Annotated in this window: 21 protein-coding genes; 10 read left to right on the forward strand and 11 right to left on the reverse strand. The window is 62.9% G+C overall.

The features are described 5' to 3' along the window. Positions 1-197: 197 nt before the first annotated feature. Complete coding sequence (locus VIG90_RS07180; protein ID WP_331592809.1) at positions 198-815, reverse strand: HAD family phosphatase; 618 nt, start codon at positions 813-815, stop codon at positions 198-200. Between the two features lie 2 nt (positions 816-817). Next, positions 818-943 (reverse strand): type B 50S ribosomal protein L36, encoded by a 126-nt coding sequence (gene ykgO, locus VIG90_RS07185; protein ID WP_259277371.1) that lies wholly within the window; start codon positions 941-943, stop codon positions 818-820. 235 nt (positions 944-1,178) lie between these two features. On the opposite strand from ykgO, the gene VIG90_RS07190 reads away from it, so the two are divergent. Then, positions 1,179-2,021 carry a metallophosphoesterase family protein gene (locus VIG90_RS07190; RefSeq protein WP_331592810.1) on the forward strand — a complete coding sequence of 281 codons (843 nt, stop codon included), beginning with the start codon at positions 1,179-1,181 and terminating at the stop codon, positions 2,019-2,021. Here the strand turns inward: VIG90_RS07190 and VIG90_RS07195 are convergent. Both VIG90_RS07195 and galE read right to left on the reverse strand, forming a co-directional pair. Then, positions 1,977-3,425 carry a glucose-6-phosphate isomerase gene (locus VIG90_RS07195; RefSeq protein ID WP_331592811.1) on the reverse strand — a complete coding sequence of 483 codons (1,449 nt, stop codon included), beginning with the start codon at positions 3,423-3,425 and terminating at the stop codon, positions 1,977-1,979. The two genes, VIG90_RS07190 and VIG90_RS07195, sit on opposite strands and share 45 nt — an antisense overlap. 122 nt (positions 3,426-3,547) lie before the next feature. After that, positions 3,548-4,546, reverse strand: a complete 999-nt coding sequence (gene galE, locus VIG90_RS07200) for a UDP-glucose 4-epimerase GalE (RefSeq protein WP_331592813.1) — start codon at positions 4,544-4,546, stop codon at positions 3,548-3,550. Positions 4,547-4,836: 290 nt separating this feature from the next. Here galE and VIG90_RS07205 point away from each other — a divergent pair, with 290 nt between their 5' ends. From VIG90_RS07205 to VIG90_RS07225, 5 genes are all read left to right on the forward strand, one after another. Continuing rightward, entirely contained in the window at positions 4,837-5,445 is a 609-nt protein-coding gene (locus VIG90_RS07205) for a DUF4136 domain-containing protein (RefSeq protein WP_331592814.1), read from the forward strand. 6 nt (positions 5,446-5,451) lie between these two features. Then, positions 5,452-6,600: a M14 family metallopeptidase gene (locus VIG90_RS07210; RefSeq protein ID WP_331592815.1), complete on the forward strand. Its 1,149-nt coding sequence runs from the start codon at positions 5,452-5,454 to the stop codon at positions 6,598-6,600. Between the two features lie 232 nt (positions 6,601-6,832). Beyond that, complete coding sequence (locus VIG90_RS07215; protein ID WP_331592816.1) at positions 6,833-8,071, forward strand: NAD(P)/FAD-dependent oxidoreductase; 1,239 nt, start codon at positions 6,833-6,835, stop codon at positions 8,069-8,071. 210 nt (positions 8,072-8,281) lie between these two features. After that, positions 8,282-8,968, forward strand: coding sequence for a 2,3-diphosphoglycerate-dependent phosphoglycerate mutase (gene gpmA, locus VIG90_RS07220; RefSeq protein WP_331592818.1), 687 nt, complete (start codon positions 8,282-8,284; stop codon positions 8,966-8,968). A gap of 137 nt (positions 8,969-9,105) precedes the next feature. Further along, a complete protein-coding gene (locus tag VIG90_RS07225; protein ID WP_331592819.1) occupies positions 9,106-10,041 on the forward strand; it encodes a hypothetical protein in 936 nt (311 codons plus the stop codon). 124 nt (positions 10,042-10,165) lie between these two features. Here VIG90_RS07225 and VIG90_RS07230 read toward each other — a convergent pair whose 3' ends face one another. From VIG90_RS07230 to VIG90_RS07250, 5 genes are all read right to left on the reverse strand, one after another. Further along, a complete protein-coding gene (locus tag VIG90_RS07230; protein WP_331592820.1) occupies positions 10,166-11,446 on the reverse strand; it encodes a tetratricopeptide repeat protein in 1,281 nt (426 codons plus the stop codon). Positions 11,447-11,572: 126 nt separating this feature from the next. Continuing rightward, on the reverse strand, positions 11,573-12,007 hold the full coding sequence (locus VIG90_RS07235; protein WP_331592821.1) for a biopolymer transporter ExbD: 435 nt from the start codon (positions 12,005-12,007) through the stop codon (positions 11,573-11,575). Between the two features lie 26 nt (positions 12,008-12,033). Further along, positions 12,034-12,492 (reverse strand): biopolymer transporter ExbD, encoded by a 459-nt coding sequence (locus VIG90_RS07240; RefSeq protein ID WP_331592822.1) that lies wholly within the window; start codon positions 12,490-12,492, stop codon positions 12,034-12,036. A gap of 39 nt (positions 12,493-12,531) precedes the next feature. Continuing rightward, positions 12,532-13,251: a MotA/TolQ/ExbB proton channel family protein gene (locus tag VIG90_RS07245; protein WP_331592823.1), complete on the reverse strand. Its 720-nt coding sequence runs from the start codon at positions 13,249-13,251 to the stop codon at positions 12,532-12,534. Positions 13,252-13,307: 56 nt separating this feature from the next. Continuing rightward, complete coding sequence (locus tag VIG90_RS07250) at positions 13,308-13,964, reverse strand: energy transducer TonB (RefSeq protein WP_331592824.1); 657 nt, start codon at positions 13,962-13,964, stop codon at positions 13,308-13,310. Positions 13,965-14,465: 501 nt separating this feature from the next. Between VIG90_RS07250 and VIG90_RS07255 the strand changes: the two genes are divergently transcribed. From VIG90_RS07255 to uvrC, 4 genes are all read left to right on the forward strand, one after another. Then, positions 14,466-15,263, forward strand: a complete 798-nt coding sequence (locus VIG90_RS07255) for a hypothetical protein (protein WP_331592825.1) — start codon at positions 14,466-14,468, stop codon at positions 15,261-15,263. Next, positions 15,260-16,021, forward strand: coding sequence for an SDR family oxidoreductase (locus VIG90_RS07260; RefSeq protein ID WP_331592826.1), 762 nt, complete (start codon positions 15,260-15,262; stop codon positions 16,019-16,021). The genes VIG90_RS07255 and VIG90_RS07260 overlap by 4 nt, the downstream gene beginning before the upstream one ends. 5 nt (positions 16,022-16,026) lie before the next feature. Next, entirely contained in the window at positions 16,027-16,437 is a 411-nt protein-coding gene (locus tag VIG90_RS07265) for a dihydroneopterin aldolase (protein WP_331592827.1), read from the forward strand. A 351-nt stretch (positions 16,438-16,788) separates the two neighbouring features. Further along, positions 16,789-18,714 (forward strand): excinuclease ABC subunit UvrC, encoded by a 1,926-nt coding sequence (gene uvrC / locus VIG90_RS07270; protein WP_331592828.1) that lies wholly within the window; start codon positions 16,789-16,791, stop codon positions 18,712-18,714. Between the two features lie 128 nt (positions 18,715-18,842). On the opposite strand, the gene VIG90_RS07275 is transcribed toward uvrC, so the two are convergent. Both VIG90_RS07275 and ppdK read right to left on the reverse strand, forming a co-directional pair. Further along, entirely contained in the window at positions 18,843-19,406 is a 564-nt protein-coding gene (locus VIG90_RS07275; protein WP_331592829.1) for a ferritin family protein, read from the reverse strand. 303 nt (positions 19,407-19,709) lie between these two features. Then, a complete protein-coding gene (gene ppdK, locus VIG90_RS07280) occupies positions 19,710-22,373 on the reverse strand; it encodes a pyruvate, phosphate dikinase (RefSeq protein ID WP_331592830.1) in 2,664 nt (887 codons plus the stop codon). Positions 22,374-22,433 lie beyond the last annotated feature (60 nt).

Genomic DNA, 22,433 nt, shown 5'->3' on the forward strand with positions numbered 1-22,433 from the left:
CCAGGGCGACGAACTCAAGAAGTTCAACCGCCGCTAGTGTGAGGCAGACGCACCTTGCAGGAGGGCCCCCGTGCGCTGAGGCGCACAGGCCATCGGGGGCCCTCCTGCACTTCCCCTTCGTTTCCAAGCCGCCGCTCAAGCGAACAGGCTTGCAGGGGTCCAGAACCTCTGCAAACACCACAGCATTCAGAGAAAAATCAGAGCAGCCCGGCGGCTTCCAGCGCGGCGCGCAGCGTCTCGGGCGAGCGGAACTGGTGCGCCTGGAACCCGGCGGCTTCGGCGGCCTGCACGTTGTCCAGCCTGTCGTCGATGAACAGGCCCTCGCCCGGCTGCAGCCTGAAGCGGCGCAGCGCCAGTTCGTAGATGCGGGGGTCCGGCTTCACGAGGCGCTCTTCTCCCGAGACCACGATGTCCCGGAAGTGGCGCATGACCGGATAGTCGGCGCAGAAGCGCGGGAAGAATTCCGCCGAGAAGTTGGTGATGGCGAACAGGGGCACGTCGCGGGCGGCGAGTTCCTCGACCAGCGCGCAGGTGCCGTCGATCGCGCTGGCAATGGTTTCCATCCAGCGCGAATCGTAAAGCTCGATGAGCTCGGCGTATTTCGGGAATCGGGCCGCCAGTTCCGGAATCGTCTCACGGACCGAGCGGCCGGCGTCATGCTGGAAATGCCAGTCGTGGGTGACCACGTTCGCAAGGAACCAGTCCAGTTCCTGCGGCTCTGGGATCAGCTTGACGTAGAGGTGACGGGGGTCCCAGTCACACAGAACGCCGCCGACGTCGAAGACGATCGCCGACGGCCTCCCGGCCTTCGCCACAATTAGCCCTGGCGGGCCTTGAAGCGACGGTTGGTCTTGTTGATCACATAGACGCGGCCACGACGACGGATGACCCGGCAATCGCGGTGGCGGGATTTGAGCGACTTCAGCGAGTTACGGATTTTCATGACGCTTGCCGTTTTTTGTCGTGGTTAAACTTGAAGCAGCGCGGATATGGGTTGGCGGCGTCTTTGTCAAGCCTGAGGGGCATAAATCGGGCCGAAACACGGGCTTGCGTCCTGCCCCGTCCCCGCCTTTTAATGCGCAAGGCATGGGAATAGGCTATACAGCGCCCCTCGCTCCGCAACAATTCGGTCCGGGTCCGAGAGTACAAAGAATTCGAGCAAACGGGAGAGCAAGGGGATGATCAGGCGGTTGCTGTCCCGGATTGCGAATCGAAGCGAGACGGATTTCACCGATCCCGAAGCCCCAGCGTTTACCCATGCCGCCACGCCGGCAGGGGTCCGGCTCATCGCCGTGGGAGACATCCACGGCCACCTCGACTTGGCTCACGACCTGATGGCGCGGCTGGAAGACGAGCACGCCACCGCGTCCGGCCCCACGCACCTGATCTTCCTTGGGGACTACGTCGACCGCGGCCCGGCCTCCGCGCAGGTGATCGACTGGCTGGCCGGCTTCGCGCCCGGCTGGGCAACGCCGCACTTCCTGCGGGGCAACCATGAGCAATGCCTGATCGACATCCTCAGCGGCGCTGCGCCTGATGACATGCTGGCCACCTGGCTGGACTACGGCGGCCGGGAAACCCTCTCCAGCTACGGCCTTGGCAGTCGCGTGCTGTATTCGGGCGATCTGGAGGAGATTCGCGCCGCCATCCGGCAGGCGATCCCCCCGCACCATCGCCGCTTCCTGGAAGCCACCCTGCCCTGCCTGCGCTTTGGCGATTACCTGTTCGCCCATGCAGGCATTCGCCCCGGCGTTCCCGTCGAGACGCAGAGCGAGGAGGATCTCTTCTGGATTCGGGAGCCCTTCCTGTCCTCGTCAGATGATTTCGGGGCCGTCGTGGTCCATGGCCACACGATCACCCCCGTGCCGGAGAACCGGCACAACCGCATCGGCATCGACACGGGGGTCTATCGCCACGGCGTCCTGACCGCCGTCGTCCTCGAGGGCACGTCCCGCCGCTTCGTCGCGGCGCAGGCCTCAGGCGTCGAGGCTGGTCAGCCTGCGCACCAGGTTGGCGGTTGAGGGGTCGAGCCCGGCAACGTTGCCGGTTGCCAGCGCCGTCTCCAGCCCGCCTGCCAGCCGCTTGCCCAGTTCCACGCCCATCTGGTCGAAGCAGTTGATGCCCATCAGGCAGGCAAAGGCAAAGGTGCGGTGCTCATAGAAGGCGAGCAGCGCCCCCAGCGCCTCCGGCGTCAGCCGGTCCAGCAGGATCATGGTGGAGGGACGGTTGCCCGGGTGATGGCGGGCGGGGTCCGATCCCTCCTCCGTGCCGCACATCAGCGCCTTGGCCTGCGCGAGGCAGTTGGCCAGCAGCGCGCGGTGGGACGTCTCGTAGCCATGATCCGGCCGGGCAACGGCGATGAAGTCGACCGGAGCCCAGTCCGTTGCCTGATGCAGCCACTGGAACACCGCATGCTGCGCCTTCGGTCCCACGTCGCCCCAGATCACCGGCATCGCCGGGCCTTCGTACGGGCTACCATCCAGCTTCACGCCCTTGCCGTTGCTCTCCAGCTCGAGCTGCTGCAGGTACGGCACCAGCGCGCAGAGCCGCTCGTCATAGGGGAATACGGCCCGGGTGGTGCGCCCGCCGCACCTGGCATAGGCATAGCCCAGCACCGCCGCAATGGTCGGCGCGCTCGGCTCGTCGCCGCACTCCGCCACGTGCTTGTCCATCAGCCGCCCGCCGGCCCGGAACGCCTCGAAGACGTCCCAACCGTACTGCAGCGCGATGGTGACGCCAACCGGCGACCAGACAGAGAACCGGCCGCCGACCCAGTCGCCGAACGGCAGGATGTGCTCTTCCAGCATGCCGTCCGCCAGCGCCTTGTCCTTGGCCGCCGTCACCGCGATGATCGACTGCGCGGGCGCCACGACACCGCCTTCCACCAGCCACTGGCGGGCCAGATCCAGGTTCGCCTTGGTCTCCACCGTCGTCCAGCTCTTGGAGACGGCAACGATCAGCGTCCGGCGCGGATCGAGGCCGGCGATGGCTTCTGCGAAGGCATGGCCATCGATGTTCGAGAGGAAGCGGGCATCGAACCGCCTTTTCTCCCCGGCCTCCAGCGCTTCCACGATCACCGCCGGGCCGAGCGCGCTGCCGCCCATGCCGATGTGCAGCACGGCGTCAAAATCGTTGGCCCCGTGCCGCCGCATCCGCGTGACGAGCGCCTTCATCCGCGCATCGCCCTCCTCGATGACCGAGCGGACCGGCTGGCCGTCCGCGGCGGTTTCCGGAATGCGGAACCCGCGCGCGGCCGTGTGCAAGGCCGCCCGGCGCTCCGAGACGTTGATGATCTCGCCATCCGTCAGCGCCGCAAAGGCCTTGCTCCAGCTGCCCTGCGGCCAGAGCGTCTGTGCCGCCTCCCACATGTGGGGATGCCAGTGGGTCTTGGTAAAGTCGAACAGCACCGGCCCGACGGTCAGCACAAAGGGTGGCTGGGGCGGCGCGGCTGCAGACAATTGCCGGAGGGGGCGATGAAACAATTCGCTGCAGATTTGCTCAAAACCGCTGCCGCTGGGGGATACCGTCATGCCAGATCAAATGCCTTTCATGCTATCCGCGTTTCAACCGTGCGCTCCCACCGAAGCGCAGTCTCGACAATAAAGTCTAGGTTTCCAAAGCGCGGCTGCCAGGCAAAGGTTTCCTGTATCTTGCGATTGTCCGCCACAAGCGCGGCCGGATCGCCCGCACGGCGCGGTGCGAATTCCCGTGCAATCGTCACGCCCGAGACCCGCTCGACCGCCTCGATCACCTCCAGAACCGAGAAGCCCCGGTTGTAGCCGCAATTGAGCAACAGGCTCGTCTCCGGCTGCTCCACCAGGCGCTCCAGCGCCAGCACGTGGGCATTCACCAGATCCGAGACGTGAATGTAATCCCGCACGCCGGTGCCGTCCGGCGTATCGTAATCGGTTCCATAGATGCTGAGCCCGGCGCGCTTGCCCAGCGCCGCTTCCGCCGCCACCTTGATCAGGTGCGTGGCGTTGCGGGTGGACTGGCCGGTCCTGCCCTCCGGGTCGGCCCCGGCCACGTTGAAATAGCGCAGCGCCGCATGATTGAACGGATAGGCGGCCGAGCAGTCGCGCAGCATGACCTCGGTCATCAGCTTGGAGGAGCCGTAAGGGTTGATCGGCACCGTCGGGAAATCCTCCGCCACCGGCACCCGGTCCGGAATGCCGTACACCGCAGCGGTGGACGAGAAGATGAAATGCTTCACCCCGTTGCGCACCGCGCTTTCGATGAGCGTGCGGCTCTTGGCGGTGTTGTTGTGATAGTATTTCAGCGGATTCTCGACCGATTCAGGCACCACCACCGATCCGGCGAAGTGCATGATCGCCTGCACCCCATGGGTCTGGCAGATCGTGTCGAGCAGCGCCTCATCGGCAATGTCGCCCTCGTAGAACGTCACGTCCTCCGGTACGGCCCAGCGGAAGCCCGTCACCAGATTGTCGATCACAATCACCGGATAACCGGCGTCTTTCAGAGCCAGAACCGCGTGGCTGCCGATGTACCCCGCACCACCCGTTACCAGAACAGTAATGTCTTTCACGCCAGTTCCTTCCCGAAAATCCCGACAACCGGATGCCCCGCGCTCCGGCTACTCCAAGTGCGGGCAACCTGGCAACCACGGCCGATTGCATCCCCCCGGTTAAATACTTGGGTATCAATGTACAATTTCAGAATTATTGACACGGAACTCCGCATGCCTTCGTCCTTAGCAACCGTTACGAACCAGGCAGTGAACTGGTCCTGAATATGAGGCGTCACTCCGCTCGGCGATTGCTGCGCGGCGGGGAAAGGCCTAGATTTGAAATATGTTTTTGTCAGGAGAGACAAGCTGTGCCCATTGCTCGGATTCTTGCAGCAGCCCTTCTGGCCTCATCACTGGGTGCCTGCGCCAGCTCCCGCTTCGAGGCGGACGTTGTGCGCTTCCACCGCAATGATGTGGCAGAGTCAGCCACCGTCTCGCTTCGCCCCGCCGACCCGAGCCTCGCCCAGACCCTGGAGTTCCAGCAGTATGCGGAAATTCTTGGCCAGCGTCTCAGCGCCCATGGCTTCCGGCCCGCCTCTGGCGGCACGGCAGATCTGATCGGCGAGGTCAGCTACACCACCACCACCCGCTCCGCCCTGCGCGATCGGTCTTCCTCTCCCGTCTCCGTGGGCGTCGGTGTCGGCGGCGTCGGCAGCAATGTCGGCCTTGGCGTCAGCACGGCCTTTGGCCTTGGGGGCAACAAGAACAACGGCGGCACGCGCGTTCACACTCTGGCGCTGCGCCTGACCAAGCCCGGCGGGGAAACCGTCTGGGAGGGCCGGGCCGAGGCCGAAGCTGGCATGGATCAGGGCGGCGATCTGCCCACCCTCTTCCCCAAGCTCGCTGACGCCCTGCTGTCCGACTTCCCCGGCCCTTCCGGCAAAACCACCCGATTTGTTGAACCTTCAGGAAGGTAATTCATCATGACACTGGCGGTGTCCGCCAATTTTGACAGCGGCAATATCGACGTTCTTTCCATCGATAACCCGGAGGATATCCGGCTTTCCATCCGGCAGGACCACCAGTCGGACTTCTATCAATGGTTCCATTTTCGCGTCACCGGCGCGAAGGGCGTGCCGCTGACGCTGCGCATCGTCAACGCAGGCGGCTCGGCCTACCCTGACGGCTGGCCCGGCTACAAGGCCCGCGTGTCGGAGTGCCGGCAGGTCTGGGCTCAGGCCGAAACCAGCTATGCCAGCGGCGAGCTGACCATCCGCTACACCCCGCGCAGCAACAGCGTATGGTTCGCCTACTTCGCGCCCTACAGCATGGAGCGGCACCACGATCTCATCGCCGAGATGGCGCAGAAGCCGGGCGTCGACGTTTCGGTCCTCGGCCAGACGCTCGACGGGCAGGATCTGGATCTCGTCACCATTGGCGAGGCCGCCAAGAACAAGGGGGGCGGGAACAAGCGCAGCGTCTGGATCATCGCCCGCCAGCACCCCGGCGAGACCATGGCCGAATGGGCGGTGGAGGGCATGCTGCGCCGCCTGACAGACCCGGCCGATCCGGTGGCCGCGCGCCTGCGTCAGAAGTGCGTGTTCTACATCGTGCCCAACATGAACCCGGACGGCTCGCGCCGCGGTCACCTGCGCACCAACGCGGCGGGCGTGAACCTGAACCGCGAATGGGGCACCCCCACGCTGGAGGCCAGCCCCGAGGTGTTCCATGTGCTGGCCCACATGGACAAGGTCGGCTGCGACTTCTGCCTTGATGTCCACGGCGATGAAGCCATACCCCACAACTTTATCGCCGGCTTTGAAGGCGTTTCGGAGGCAAGCGAGCACCAGTTCGAGCTTCTTGAGCGCTACAAGACGGCGCTGGAGCGGATCAGCCCGGATTTCCAGACCCGGGTTGGCTATGAGCCGTCCAAACCCGGCGAGGCGAACCTCAGCATGTCCACCAATGCCCTGGCGGCCCGCTACGGCTGCCTCGCCATGACGCTGGAGATGCCGTTCAAGGACGCCGAGGAGAACCCGGATCCGGCTCACGGCTGGTCGGGCGAGCGCTCCGGGCATCTGGGCCGGGCGTGCCTTGATGCCCTGCTCGAACTGGCGGACGACCTGCGGTAATTTGACCACCCCTTGTCCAGGCGACGAACGCCTTCCTGCATGAGAAGAGAGTCGCCCGGACAAGGAAGCAATGCTAATCTTGGCCATTGCGTAAAGTTGTCATTACAAATTTGCGCAAAATCGGCATACTTGAACCGAATGCTCGGGACGCCGCCGCCAGAGATGCAGCGCGGCACGCCCGGGGATGCAGACGAACCCTGCGGCACCAGCCGCAGGACGGGGGGAGAAAGTCATGGCAGTAGTAGAGCGTGATGTTCTGATCGTAGGTGGCGGCCATGCCGGTGCCATGGCGGCGATCGGCCTGCGGCAGAACGGGTTCACCGGTTCGATCACGATGGTGGGCGACGAGGCTGCCCTGCCCTATGAGCGCCCCCCGCTCTCCAAGGCCTACCTCAACGGCTCGCTGGAACAGCACCGGCTGTACCTGCGCAAGGCCGAGTTCTGGCAGGACCGCGACATCGACATGCGTCTCAGCACGAGCGTCACGCATCTGGATGCGCAGGACCGCACCGCCGCGCTCTCGAGCGGTGAGACCATCCGCTTCACCTGGTGCATTCTCGCCACCGGCGGGCGCGCCCGTCCCCTGCCGGTTCCCGGCGCGGATCTGGCCGGGGTGCATTACCTGCGCACGCTGGCGGATGTGGATGGCATTCGCGCCTCTCTCACCCCCGGCGCACGTCTGGCCGTCGTCGGCGGCGGCTACATCGGTCTGGAAGTCGCGGCCTCGGCCCGCAAGCTCGGCCATGAGGTCACGCTGATCGAGGCGCTGGACCGGGTGCTCGCCCGCGTCACCAGCCCGGTCGTCTCCCGCTTCTTCGAGACCAAACACCGCCAGGAAGGCGTCAACGTTCTCCTTAACACCGGCGTCACCGCCATCGAGGGTACGGACGGCCGCGTGACCGGCGTGCGCCTGTCCTCCGGCGAGGTCGTCCCGGCCGATGCGGTCGTCGTCGGCATCGGCATCATTCCGAACTGCGAACTGGCGATCGAGACCGGCCTTGCCTGCGACAACGGCATCGTGGTCGACGAGCTGTGCCGCACCGCCAACCCCAACATCTTCGCCATCGGCGACGTTGCCCGTCACCCCAACGTGTTCGCCCCCGGCCCGCTCCGGCTGGAATCGGTGCCAAACGCAGTGGACCAGGCCAAGACCGTCGTCGGCGTCATCACCGGCAACCCGGTGCCGTACGCCGATCTGCCGTGGTTCTGGTCCGACCAGTACGACATCAAGCTGCAGGCGGCCGGTCTTGCCATCGATTACGACGACATCGTGGTGCGCGGCTCGCCCGAGGCCTCGCCGTTCTCCGTCTGCTACCTGCGCAACGGCACCCTGATCGCCATTGACTGCATCAACAGCATCAAGGATTTCATGGCGGCCAAGAAGCTGATCGCCTCTCAGGCCACGCCGGACCGCGCCCTGCTGGCCGATCCTGCCGTTGCCCTTAAGGATCTGACCGCCGTCGCAGCCTGACCGGACAGAACCGTTTAAACCGCAAAGGGACGGGCTTGCCCGTCCCTTTCGCTTTCAGGGCCGTTCACCCAAACAATAAAACTTCAATCCCGTGTCCTGATGCGCAATCCCCCTTTGCCTGCCCGGTGTGAGTTAGCTACACACGCGGCGAACCCTGAGTGTGTGGCCGCCGGGCCGGTGGTCACTGTTTGCCCGTAAGGTAGGATTGCAATGCCTCAGCTTGTCCTGATCCGTCACGGCCAGTCGGCCTGGAACCTCGAGAACCGCTTCACCGGCTGGTGGGACGTCAACATCACCGACAAGGGCGTCGAAGAAGCCCGCGCCGCTGGCCAGGAGTTGAAGGCTCGCGGCTTCGAGTTCGACATCGCCTACACCTCGCTGCTGACCCGCGCCAACAAGACGCTCAATCTCGTGCTCGAGGAAATGGGCGAGCTGTGGCTGCCGGTGGTAAAGGACTGGCGGCTGAACGAGCGCCACTACGGCGCGCTGACCGGCCTCAACAAGGCCGAGATGGTCGCCAAGGTGGGCGAGGAGCAGGTCTTCATCTGGCGCCGCTCCTACGATATCCCGCCGCCGGATCTGGAAGAGACCAGCGAATTCGACGTGTCCAAGGATCGCCGCTACATCGGCCTGCCGGTGCCGCGCACCGAGAGCCTGAAGGACACCGTCGCCCGCGTGCTGCCGCTGTGGGATGAGAGCATCGCCCCCAACCTGAAGGCGGGCAAGCGCCTCATCATCGCCGCACACGGCAACTCCATCCGCGGCATCGTCAAGCATCTGGACGGCCTGACGGACGAAGAGATCACCAAGGTCGAGATCCCGACCGGCCAGCCGCTGATCTATGATCTGGACGACGACCTGAAGCCGGTCCGCAGCTACTACCTGAACGATCTCTGATCCCAGCCAGAAGCACGGACATTCAAAGGGCGCGGGAGGCAACTTCCGCGCCCTTTTGCTTGGACAGGGCTCTCTGCTCTTCCCGCCGGCGCTCCGTCCGCCTTATGATTGAAGCTGTGTAATGGAAGGAGCCTGCCATGGCGCGTCGCTTGAAATCTCCGCTTCTCCTTGGACTGCTGACGGCAGGCGTGTCGCTCTCGGCCTGCGCATCGGAGCCGGGCTCTGCCTCGCCGGAGTTCGAACCAATGCTGGATGCGGCAGCGCCCGAGGTCAGAAGCTTTACGGTCGATGGTCTGACCGTGATCTTTCAACCCGCCGAACCCGACCCGAACCTTCCCGATCGAACGGAAGACGATCACGAGCCGTTGGTGGTCTACGCGGCCGCCATGGCGTCGGGCCTGAAACCGGCCATCATCGCCCGCGGCAGCTATCCGCCCGGCACCGTGCCGATGTATGCGGTTGTGAAGCTCGACGCCGCAGATCCGGCCCCTTCCCTGCTGGTCCAGACCTACAGCGGCGGGGCGCATTGCTGTAACGATTATGTCGCCGTCACGCCTGTAGGCGATGCACTCAAGATCGTGCCCATCGGTTTCTTCAACGGCGGTCCGGGCGGCGCGGTGCCGCAGGATCTGGACGGAGATGGCCGGGTGGAGTTCGCAGTGCGTGACGACCGCTTCCTCTATACCTTCGCCCCCTATGCCGGGAGTTGGGCGCCTCCCATGTTCCTCAATGTCATTGACGGCAAAACGGTCGACGTCACGACTCGCCCTGCCTTCCGCAAGCAGCTCGAGGACTATGCGGCAGATGCGCTGGCATCATGTGCCGATACGTCCGAAGACATGCGCAATGGCGCCTGCGCTGCCTATGTCGGCGTCAAGGCACGGCTGGGCGAGTATGAGCAGGCGTTGAAGCAGGTCGTGGACTTTGTGAATCGCAAGGAGACGGACTTCATGCCGACCGGATGCGAGGTCGACCCCGGCACTGCCATGTGCCCGGAAGACAGGCAGATCCACTTCGCTAGGTTTGAGGACGCCATCGCCTATCACCTGAAGGACATTGGCTACCTGGATTAACCGTGTCCCAAGGATCGCGGCTCACCTCGTCTTCTGCGGCCCGGCCGCTGAACAATCAGGTCAAAGAAAAACCCGGCCCCTCGGTTGAGGAGCCGGGTCTTGTCTTACGGTACGGTGTGCGGGCTTACTGGCCGCCAGCCGCACTGCCCTTGGCCTGCTGCTGGGCGTAGACCGCCCACAGGTCAGCCAGTGGCTTCAGGTTGCCGGTGACGGACGCAAACACCGGGATAGCGTCGGCAGCCCGGCCAGCGCCTACCAGAGCCATACCGTAGCGCAGGTTGGCCTCCGCCGGGTTCTTCACACCCTTGTCGATACCGATCTTGTAGAACTCGACGGCCTTGGCGTAGTCGCCATGGCTCATCCAGCCCTCGCCCACGGTGGAGGCAGCCATATCGCCGGCCTTGGCGGCACGGGCTTCCTTCTCGAGAGCCGGCAGATCCTTGAGGTCGGCTGCAGCGTTCTTGTTCGCCAGTGCCAGCAGCTCGTTCGCGGATGCCTTGGCCTGCACGAACACGTTTGCAGCCATGCCCTTCTCGAGAACCTTCTTGGCTTCGCCCGGAAGGCCGCGCTTGCCGGCGATCTCCGCCATCTCGATATAGTCGCGCTCACCTGCCAGGGCGTTGTTGGCGGCCTGGAGACGGTAGCTGTCGAGAATCATCGGGTCGGTGATGCCGGGCTGGTCGCGATACAGCACCAGAGCGTCGCGCCAGTTGGTGGCATTGGGGTAGTTGGTCACCAGCGCGGTCATGGCCGACTGCAGAGCGGCGTTGTTCTTCGCCTGCATGGCAGCCTGTGCCATCAGCTTGTAGGTGTTCTCATCGGCCGGCTGGCCAATACGGTTGCCGGTCTCGGCAGCCTGCTGGAAGCTGGCGATCGCGTTGTTGAAGTCGCCCTGTTGGTAATAGATCCGTCCGATGTTGAGGATGGTCTCGACATCGTCAGGGTTGGTCGCCAGCACGGCCTTGGAACGCTCGATCGCCTTCGGGTAGTCCTGGGCCTCGATCGCCAGAGCCACCAGATTGCGCTGGATTTTCGGACGCTCTTCCGCCGGGGTGTACTTGCTGGAAGCCATGCTCTCCAGCGCGGACTCGATCAGCGCGTTGTCCTTCAGCTGAAGACCGGTCTGGAGCTTGAAGTTGCCGACGTAGAACTGGTCTTCCTCGGTCAGCTCGCCCTTGGCTTCCACCTCGGCGATCTTGGCCTTGGCCCCCGCGAAGTCACCACCGTTTACGAGCTTCTGGATTTCGCCCAGATCCTTCTGAGCCTTCTTGCTCGGCTTCGGCGGCTTAGGGGCGTCTTCCTTCTTCTGCGCAGCGGCCGGGGCCGAAACGGCCAGAGCGCCCGTCATCGTCATTGCAGCAAGTACAAATGCGGACGCTACCGGACGGATGCGTGTTTTCAACATGCTGGTTACCTCCCACTGGGCCGTTATTTTTGAAACGACCTGTTCCTAACGCACGTGGGGCCGGTTGTACCGGCCCCACGCTTAACTTGCTATGAACCCTGGCAATTGCCAGCGCCGGACACGAACTTACTCAGCGTAAGCCTCGTTACCGACAAAGCCCATCTTGGTCACACCAACCGTTTGAGCGGCGGCAAGTACTTCATCGACGATTTCGTACTTAGCCATCGCATCCGGGCGGATGTGGATTTCCGGCTGGTTCGGCTGGTTGGCAGCCTGCCGGAAATACTCCGTCGCAGTTGCAAGGTCGATCGGCTGACCATCCCAGTAGATCTGGCCGAGGAAATCGACCTCTACCCGGTGGATGACCGGCTTCTCGGTTTGCTCCGGCGGCGGCGGCTGGTTCGTTTGCTGCGGCATATCCAGCTTCACAGCGTGAGTCTGGATAGGAATGGTGATGATGAACATGATGAGCAGAACGAGCATCACGTCAATCAGCGGCGTGGTGTTCATTTCGCCCATCGGGGCGTCGTCACCACCACCTTCGCCAACGCTCATTGCCATAGTCGTTACTCCTCGGAACCGGTGCGTTAGCGCGCGGTGATCATGCCTGCCGGAGGCTCGGAAACGAATCCGACCTTCGGAATGCCTGCCATCTGCACGTTAAAGATCACACCACCGATGTACTGATACGGCGTGTTGCGGTCACCACGGATATGGACTTCCGGAATGGGCTGACCAGCCTGCACGGCATTGATCACCCGCTCCTTCACCATTTCCCGCAGTTCCGACTTGCCGCCCTTGATGAGGCTGGCACCCCAGTAGACGTTGCCATCGACATCGACGGAAATGACGATGTTTTCAGGCTTGGTCTGAAGGGGGATGCTCGCCACCTTCGGCAGGTCCACCGGTGCTGTCTGAATCACGACCGGAACGGTGATGAGGAAGATAATGAGCAGAACCAGCATGACGTCGACGAGCGGCGTCGTGTTGATGTCCGACATTGCCTTGCCGTCACCATCCCCGTCAGATCCTACACTCATGGCCATGGGATTTTCTCCCCCTGGTGAAATTGACGAGTGGGCGGATTACTTCTTGGCAGCAGCCGGAGCAGCAGCGGCCGGAGCAGGCGGAGCAACGCGCGAACCGGACATCAGGAATGCGTGGATGTCGGCAGCGAAGTTGTTCAGGCTGTCCATGATCGCCTTGTTGCGGCGGGTCAGCCAGTTGTAGCCCAGCACTGCCGGCACAGCGACGGCCAGACCGATGGCGGTCATGATCAGCGCTTCACCGACCGGACCAGCGACCTTGTCGATCGAAGCCTGACCGGACATGCCGATGTTCACCAGAGCGCGGTAAATACCGACCACGGTACCGAACAGACCGATGAACGGTGCGGTCGCGCCGACCGAAGCCAGGAACGACAGGCCGCCCTGCAGGTGGCTGTTGATGGCGCCGACCGAACGCTGCAGCGACATGGTCACCCACTCGTGCTGGTCGATCTTGTCGGTCAGGCGGCCTTCGTGGTGCTCGGCAGCACGCAGACCATCGTCAACGACCTGGCGGTATGCGCTGTTCTTGGCCAGCTTGGAAGCGCCGTCCTTCAGGCTGCTGGCGGTCCAGAACTTCTTATCGAGTTCCTTGCCCTGCTTCAGGATCTTCGACTGATCCCAAGCCTTGGTGAAGATGATGTACCAGGAAACAAGCGACATAACGGCCATGATGCCGAACGTAGCCTGGGCGACGATGCCGCCCTGCTCCATTGCAGCGCGGAAACCGTACGGATTGTCAACGGCAACCTGTTCCATTTCGAACTTCCTCTTTTAAATTCGTTTCTCGGCTTTTAGCCCAATTATGCCTGTGATCAGCGGGTCGTGATCTGCCACCGGACGCTCTGCGTCTTGGTTTCCTCAACCGGTGCGCCATCTGCAGTCGCCGGATCGAACCGGAAGCGACGCTGGATGAGATCGCAGGTGCGCTCGTCCAGACGCGGATGGCCGGAAGATTTCACCACCGAGCACTGCGTGACCCGACCATCGGTACCGATGACGTAACGAACGGTCGTAACGCCTTCTTCCTCGGCACGCAGCGAAGCGGACGGATAGTCGTCCTCGCCGATCGTGTTGCGACGGCTGCCCTTAGCCGGCACGCGCTTTACAGCGGGCGCAGCCACAGGGGCAGGAGCCGGAGCCGGTGCAACTTGCGCTGCCTCGGTCTGTCTCACAGCCTGCTGGGTTGTGATGGTTTGCACAGGCGTCGGGGGCGGCGGCAGCTCGATCGGAAGATCGGGCGGCGGCACGTAGGGCGGAATCTCTACCAGCTCTTCAGGCGGCGGCGGTGGTTCGTCCTCTGGAGGCGGAGCTTCCTTGATGTCGGAAACTTTCATCGGTTCCAGAATGGTTTTGACGAACTTCGGCGCCAAGCCGGCAGAAAACGCCCAGCCGAGCATAATATGGATGACGATGACGACGCCTAAAGCGACGGCACGTCCTTTACTCATTTGCTGGTCAGTGTACGCCATCGAAGGGGGTCAGCTCCTCTCCCATGAACTGAGATAATCCGTCCCTGGTGTCACCACAGCCATGTCTGTCCTCTGCTGGCCGCAGCTCGCACCAAAAACGAAAAGTGGACGTCCGCCGACCTAACGCCGGACCCCCACTTACCTCGAGTAGTAGCCGCGACGGTTCGCTGTCGCAACCGCTTTTTCAAATGGTAAAAAGGTCCGAAACTGTCGCCAGAGACGTCCGGAAAACGCCTAAAGTGTCCGTCAAGCAGGGTCTGTCACCCCCCACAATGCTTGACTTCACAGGCATCTCCGCAGTCAATCCCAGCCGGATGTTCATTGCAAAACAAGGTTTAGCCCTTCACCAGGGCAACCGGACCGTACAAGGCAATATGCTCATTTGGGGCCCCAATCCGAAGTAGAAGGGAAGTTATGTTGTCGATGCGACCAAACGTTCATTTCAAGCGACAGAAATCATCTCGCCTTACCCTCGCAAATGCCCTTCTGGTGGCTGTTAGCATGGGTCTGGCCCTGCCCGGCTCCGCCTCGGCACAGGCTGAATCGGCGCAGGCGGCAGGCTCTTCACAGGTCAGCTACCCCCTGGTCGCCAATCTGACGCTGAGTTCGGAAGTCGTGCTCACCGGAACGGTCCGCAAGATTGACCGCCTGTCCGGGCGGGAAGCCCTGTCCACGCCAGAGGGCTTCAACCGTTACCTCATGACCGTCACGGTGACGAGCGTGCTGCTCGCCCCCCGCGCCGTCCCCGGTGAGATCACCTACGTGTGGGATGCCCCCGAGGCGGTTTACGGCAAGCGGCCGAAGCTGAAGGGCGAGAGTGTGCTGCTGTTCCTCCGCGCCATCCCCGGCAATGACCGCACCTACCAGCTGGCGGCCCAGAACGCCCAGATCCGTAATCCCGGCGAGGCCGTCACCATGGTGCGCAGCGTTGCCGCAGACCCGATTCGGCAGGCTGGCTTTGGCCACCGGATCACCGGCGTTGTGGACGCAACCCGACTGCAGCGGGCAACTGACGAAACCTTCGGGACCCACTTCCTGCTCGATACGGCAAGCAAGGGCATGATGACCGTCAGCGTGCCTGAAGGATCAGGCCCTCGCACGATCCGCGTGGCCTTGCCGGACACGCCGGACGATGCGCGCCCGCTGGAGCGCAACTCCCTGACCGGGTACTTCCTTGCCTGCGGCCTTCCCGATGCACTGCCGGAGCAGGTGCTGGCAACCGCCGCCGCCATTGGCGATCTGGACGCCGTCCAGGCCGATTACAGGTACCTGCGCGAGACCGTAGGGCCGTGCCAGTGAGCAATGATGCAGTGCAGTCCGTTCTCGTAACCGGCGCCGCCCAGCGAATCGGCCATGTCATTGCCCTGACGCTGGCTCGGGCCGGATGGCGCGTTGCGGTTCATTACAACTCCTCCGCCCGCGCGGCGGAGGAGACCGTCGAGGTTATCCTTGCGGCGGGCGGCTTTGCTGTCCCGGTGCAGGCTGACCTCGCCAATGATGCAGACGTCTCCACGCTGGTTGAGAAGGCGTCAGAGGCCATCGGCCCCCTCACAGCGCTGGTCAACAACGCCTCTATTTTCGAGCACGATCAGTGGGATACGGTTACTCGTGAAAGCTGGGACCGGAATTTCGGCATCAACCTGTGGGCCCCGTTCCGGCTGTCGCAGGCATTCGCCCGGCACTTGCCGGACGGACAGAAGGGCGCGATCGTCAATCTGATCGATCAGCGGGTCTGGCGCCTCAATCCGGACTTCACCAGCTATACGGTCAGCAAGACCGGACTGTGGACACTGACCCAAACCTTGGCACAGGCGTTAGCGCCACGGATCCGGGTCAACGGTGTCGGCCCCGGCCCGGTTCTGCAAAGCATTCACCAGACGGCCGAACATTTCGAACAGGAAGCCTCCCGCATCCTGCTCGAACGGTCGGTCAACCCGGAAGAGGTCGCGGACGCTGTCCTCTTCCTGCTCGGTTCTCACGCCATTACCGGCCAGATGATTGCCGTCGACTGCGGCCAGCATCTCGCCTGGGCCACCCCTGACCTTACTGGAGCTTAATAACAATGACGAGTAGCCCTACCCCCCTGACGGGCGATGTCTCGTCCCACTCCGTCAACACCACCCGGCGTGTCTTCGTGCGCGATCTGGTGGTGGACGCAGAACTCGGCGTTCTGGATTCGGAGAAGGGCCGCACCCAGCGCGTGCGCCTCAATCTCGACGTGATGACGGATGCCAGCCGTCCCCACCACGACGAGATCGGCAACGTGCTCTGCTATGCCGAGCTGGCAGACGGCATGCGCCGCATCCTTGCCAGCCGGCACATCAACCTGGTCGAAACCATTGCCGATGAAATCGCGGCATTCACGCTCGGCTACCCACAGGCCCTGACCGTTACGGTGCGGGTAGAAAAACTTGATGCTGTGGAGGGAACCGAAGCCGTAGGCGTGGAGATCACGCGTACCCGCAACATCTGATCGTCATGGATGTGTAAAGAGAAGTTTTACACATCCCCGCAAAGCCGCCGTGTATCAGGGAAATTCTGCCATTCTCAGTGTTCGCTCAGCAGGTGCAACATTGTTGACATGAAAAGTATCGTTTTCTTTCAACAACTTAATCAATATGCACAAAAAACGGGCAACTAGCAGGGAATGGCAGAGTTCTGCGGGTTTGGGCAACATGCCAACGGCATGCCCACAAACTTATCCACAGGCCACGTGGATAAGTTCACAGCTTCAAATCGAGGCGTGGCAGCAAACTCGATTCGTTCCCGTCCAGATCACGGTGATGACTAGGGCAAAAGGTCCAAGCTGCTTATATTGGCGTGCATGAGTAACTCCTCCCCCACCGACCGCTTCTCGGAAGCCCAGGCCATTTTCACCGTGCAGGGCGGCGACGCGCCTGACCTTGAGAAGGGCGTCTCGGTCATCCGCGAAGTGGTGAAAACCCTGCCCACCCGGCCCGGCGTCTACCGTATGATCGATGCGCGGGGAGATGTGCTGTACGTGGGCAAGGCCAAGAGCCTGAAGCAGCGCGTCACCAGCTACACGCAGGTGAACCGCCTGCCAGTCCGGCTTCAGCGCATGGTGTCGCAGACCCGCTCGATGATGGTGGTAACCACCCACACCGAGGCCGAGGCGCTGCTGCTGGAAGCCAACCTCATCAAGCATTACCGCTCGCCGTTCAACGTGCTGCTGCGGGACGACAAAAGCTTCCCCTTCATCGTGCTGCGTGAAGATCATGCCTTCGCCCAGATCAGCAAGCATCGCGGGGCGCGCGCCAAGGGCAAGGCCAACTACTACGGCCCGTTCGCTTCTGCAGGCGCGGTAAACCGCACCTTGAACACCTTGCAGAAGGTGTTCCTGCTGCGTTCCTGCACCGACAGCTTCTTCGCCAACCGCTCGCGCCCCTGCCTGCTGTACCAGATCAAGCGCTGCTCGGCCCCCTGTGCCGAGCGCATCGATGGCGAGAGCTATGCCGGACTGGTCCGGGACGCGAAAGCCTTCCTCTCCGGGCGCAGTCAGGACGTCCAGAAGCGTCTCGCCACGCAGATGGAGGAAGCAGCGGCCAATCTGGACTTCGAGCACGCTGCCGTCTTCCGTGACCGTCTGCGGGCGCTCAGCTACATCCAGCAGGAACAGGGCATTAACGCCGAAAGCGCGGGCGATGCCGACGTGGTCGCTGCGTCACAGAAGGGCGGCGTTACCTGTATCCAGATCTTCTTCATCCGGGGAGGGCAGAACTGGGGCAACCGCGCCCTGTTCCCGCGCCATGACAAGACCGAGACGCTGGATGACGTGGTTTTCGCTTTTCTTTCACAGTTTTACGAAGACAAGCTGCCTCCGCGACGCATCCTGCTCGACCGCCAGCTTCCGGAAATGGACCTGCTCACCGAAGCGCTGTCCACCCGCGCCGGGCATCGCGTCTCGCTGGAAATGCCGCGCCGGGGCAAGCTGGCCCAGCTGGTCGAACTGGCGTCCCGCAACGCCAGCGATGCACTTGATCGCCGCATGATCGAATCCACCACGCAGGCCAAGCATCTGGCCATGCTGGCGGAGGTGTTCGATCTGGAGGGTCCGCCCCAGCGGGTGGAGGTATACGACAACAGCCACATTCAGGGCACCAACGCCGTGGGCGGCATGATCGTGGCCGGACCTGAAGGGTTCCGCAAGAATGCCTACCGCAAGTTCAACTTCCGCTCGACCGAACTGAAGCCGGGCGATGACTTCGGCATGATGCGAGAGATGCTCACCCGCCGCTTCGCTCGCCTGCAAGAGGAGGATCCGGACCGGGCCAAGGGCGACTGGCCGGACCTTGTGTTCATTGACGGCGGCAAGGGCCAGTTGAACGCAGCGCTGGCGGTGCTTGAGGATCTGGGCATTGAAGACATGCCCATGGTGGGCGTGGCCAAGGGGCCGGACCGCAATGCCGGACGCGAGGTGTTCCACCTGCCCGGCGGCCGCGAGATGATGCTGGAGCCAAACAGCCCAGCCCTGTTCTTCATCCAGCGCTTGCGCGACGAAGCCCACCGCTTCGCCATCGGCAGCCATCGTCAAAAGCGCGCAAAGGACATGACCCGGAGCCCGCTCGACGACATTCCCGGCATCGGTCCTGGCCGCAAGCGCGCACTACTGCTCCACTTCGGCACGGCACAGGCCGTGGCAAGGGCGGGCGTAAACGATCTTGCCAAGGTAGACGGCATCTCCAGCGCCATGGCGCTGGCCATCTACGAGCACTTCCACCCGATGCGCTGACGCTTTACCCGCAATCCAGCTTGAGCGGGCCCCACCAAGACATTGAGGCAATTATCTTATCTTCCTCAAGATGCTCACAGGTGCGGCCCGCTGTTCAACCGGAATGCCAGAACCCTCGCCTTGGGCAGTCATGACCCGGCAGTGGTGCTCTGCGGCTGGCTTCTCTTCAACTGCTTCAGGGCAGATCGGAATTCGAGAAGGTTTTTGATCTCACCTTCTCCAACGTTCAGGAACGTTTGCGCCGCCTCGATGTCACCGTACTTCAGCGCGCGGTTGACCATGTCAGAGCGCATCGTGTTCGCCTGAAACCTCTCGTTGGTCATGGCACTACGCAGGTTTGCCTCATCCGACTGGTTCGGCAGTTTCGCCAGTTCAGCGTCCTGCTCCGCCGGGGTTATTGTGACTTCTCCACCGGCAAGAGAGGCCAGCCTCTGGAGATGGGCTGTCTGCTCTGTGTTGGCAACGCGCTCGAAAACGGCGGCGAGATCCTGATTACCACGCTCGCGCGCCTGGCGCGCGAAGAGCGTATACCTGGCCGCATCAAGAGCCTCGCGCTTCATTGAATCTTCCAGGTCGTTCTGCACCAGCACAAACCGATTGGCACCGGTTTCAGCGAGCACCGAGCTGGTCGGCCCAAGAACTGCTACAGCAACCAAGCCAAGCAACACATAATTACGACGCTTAACGCTCATCACACCCTCCAACACCTTAAGCTTTAACGGGTGACGAACCTGCCTTGGCCTTTATTACCAAGCAAAATCAGACCATATTATATTTATTGCAATTATTATGCCACTTACTCATTCCAGTGAAACTGATGCCTTTTATTATAGTTCCTCCAACTACAAACTACGCTTTAAAAAGAAAATTAGAATTATTCCTGCAACAATCTTGAAAAGAGAAGGGCCGCGCCCTCGGAAGAGGACGCGGCCCTGAACGTTAAGGGGGCAAAGAGGGCTGGATACCCTCTTGAGACCCTACCTTGAAGCTCCGCCTTACTTCTTCGCCAGCGCTGCCTGTGCAGCGGCCAGACGGGCGATAGGCACGCGGTACGGCGAGCACGACACGTAGTCGAGGCCAACGCTTTCACAGAAGCGGATGGACGCCGGATCGCCGCCATGCTCACCGCAGATGCCGAGCTTGATGTTGCTGCGGGTCTTGCGGCCACGCTCGGCTGCGATCTGCACCAGCTCGCCCACGCCCTCCACGTCGATGGAGACGAACGGATCCTTGGCGTAGATGCCCTTGTCCACGTAAGCGCCGAGGAAACGGCCCGCGTCGTCACGAGAGATGCCGAGCGCAGTCTGCGTCAGATCGTTGGTGCCGAACGAGAAGAAGGCTGCATGCTCGGCGATCTCGCCTGCACGCAGGGCAGCGCGCGGCAGCTCGATCATGGTGCCGACCATGTAGTCCAGCGTGGTGCCGGTCTCGGCGAACACAGCGGCGGCGGCGTCTTCCACCACCTTCTTCATCAGCGCCAGTTCCTTGGGCGTGGCAACCAGCGGAATCATCACTTCCGGAACCACAGTTTCGCCCGAGCTCTTGGCCACCTGAACGGCAGCCTCGAAAATGGCGCGGGCCTGCATCTCGTAGATTTCCGGGAAGGTTACGCCGAGGCGGCAGCCGCGGTGGCCCAGCATCGGGTTGAATTCGTGCAGCTCGTTGGCGCGGCGACGCAGCGAATCCACTGAAACCCCTGCCTGCTGAGCCACTTCCGCGAACTCTTCCTCCTTGTGCGGCAGGAATTCGTGCAGCGGCGGGTCGAGCAGGCGAATCGTGACCGGCAGGCCGGCCATGATGGTGAAGATCTGCACGAAGTCCTCGCGCTGTACCGGCAGCAGCTTTGCCAGGGCGGCGCGGCGACCGGCCTCGTCCTCTGCCAGAATCATCTGACGCACGGAGACGATGCGGTCAGCATCAAAGAACATATGCTCCGTACGGCACAGGCCGACGCCTTCCGCACCGAAATCACGGGCGGTGCGGCAGTCCAGCGGCGTCTCGGCGTTGGCGCGCACCTTCAGGCGGCGGTCAGCATCCGCCCACTCCATCAGGATGGCGAAATCACCGGCCAGCTCCGGCTGAATGGTCGGCACGGCGCCGATCATGACCTCGCCGGTCGCGCCGTCGATGGTGATGACGTCGCCCGCCTTCACCTCACGGCCGTTGCAGCGCATCACCTGCGCCTTCATGTCGATGGCGAGAGTGCCCGCGCCGGACACGCACGGACGACCCATGCCGCGCGCCACCACGGCCGCGTGGCTGGTCATGCCGCCACGGCTGGTCAGGATGCCGCGAGCAGCGTGCATTCCGTGGATGTCTTCCGGGCTGGTCTCGATGCGAACCAGAATCACGTCCTTGCCCGCGTTGGACAGGCGCTCGGCCTCGTCCGCGGTGAACACGACAATGCCCGATGCCGCGCCCGGAGAGGCGGGCAGGCCCTTGGTCAGCACATCGCGCGGAGCCTTGGGATCCAGCGTCGGGTGCAGCAGCTGGTCCAGCGCCTGCGGATCGACGCGCAGGATGGCTTCCTCCTGCGTGATCAGGCCTTCGCTGGCCATGTCCACAGCGATCTTCAGCGCGGCCTTGGCAGTGCGCTTGCCCGAACGGGTCTGCAACATCCACAGCTTGTTGCGCTGCACCGTGAACTCGATGTCCTGCATGTCGCGGTAGTGCTTCTCGAGGATCGAGAACACGTTGGCGAGCTGCTGATAGGTCTCCGGCATCGATTCTTCCATCGACGGCGCGGTGGCCCCTGCATTCTCACGGGCAGTCTTGGTCAGGTACTGCGGGGTACGGATACCGGCAACCACGTCCTCGCCCTGGGCGTTGATGAGGTATTCGCCGTAGTAGGCATTCTCGCCGGTCGACGGGTCGCGGGTGAAGGCAACGCCGGTGGCCGAGTCTTCGCCCATGTTGCCGAACACCATGGCCTGCACGTTGACGGCAGTGCCCCAGTCTTCCGGAATATCGTTCAGACGGCGGTAAACCTTGGCGCGCTCGGCCTGCCAGGAGCCGAACACGGCGCCGATGGCGCCCCACAGCTGGTCACCCACGTCCTGCGGGAACGGACGGCCCAGCTGCTTTTCCACCAGCCCCTTGTAGGTGCCGACTAGCGCCTTCCAGTCATCCGCATCCAGATCGGTGTCGAGGCTGACCCCCTTCTCTTCCTTCAGGATTTCCAGCTGTTCCTCGAACAGGTAGTGCTCGAGGCCGAGCACCACGTCCGAGTACATCTGGACGAACCGGCGGTAGCTGTCCCAGGCGAAGCGCGGGTTGCCGCTGTTGCGGGCCAGACCCTCAACGGTTTCGTCATTCAGGCCGAGGTTGAGAACGGTGTCCATCATGCCCGGCATGGAAACGCGCGCACCGGAGCGCACGGAGACCAGCAGCGGGTTCTCACGGTCGCCGAACTTTGCGCCGACGGCAGTTTCGATCTTGGCAAGCGCCTCTTCCACCTGAGCCTTCAGCTCGGGCGGGTACGACTCGTTGTGGTCGTAATAGTAGGTGCAGACCTCAGTCGTGATGGTCAGGCCCGGCGGAACCGGCAGGCCGATGGACGCCATCTCGGCGAGGTTCGCGCCCTTGCCGCCCAGAAGCGTCTTCTGGCCCGCATTGCCTTCAGCCACTCCGGCGCCAAAACTGTACACCCACTTGGTCATGATCTTGCTGCCTCCGATCGCGCAATTGCAACTTTGCTGCAACGCAGCGAAGTTACGCGC

It is taken from the genome of Pedomonas sp., from assembly GCF_036515995.1.
Lineage (GTDB): Bacteria > Pseudomonadota > Alphaproteobacteria > Sphingomonadales > Sphingomonadaceae > Pedomonas.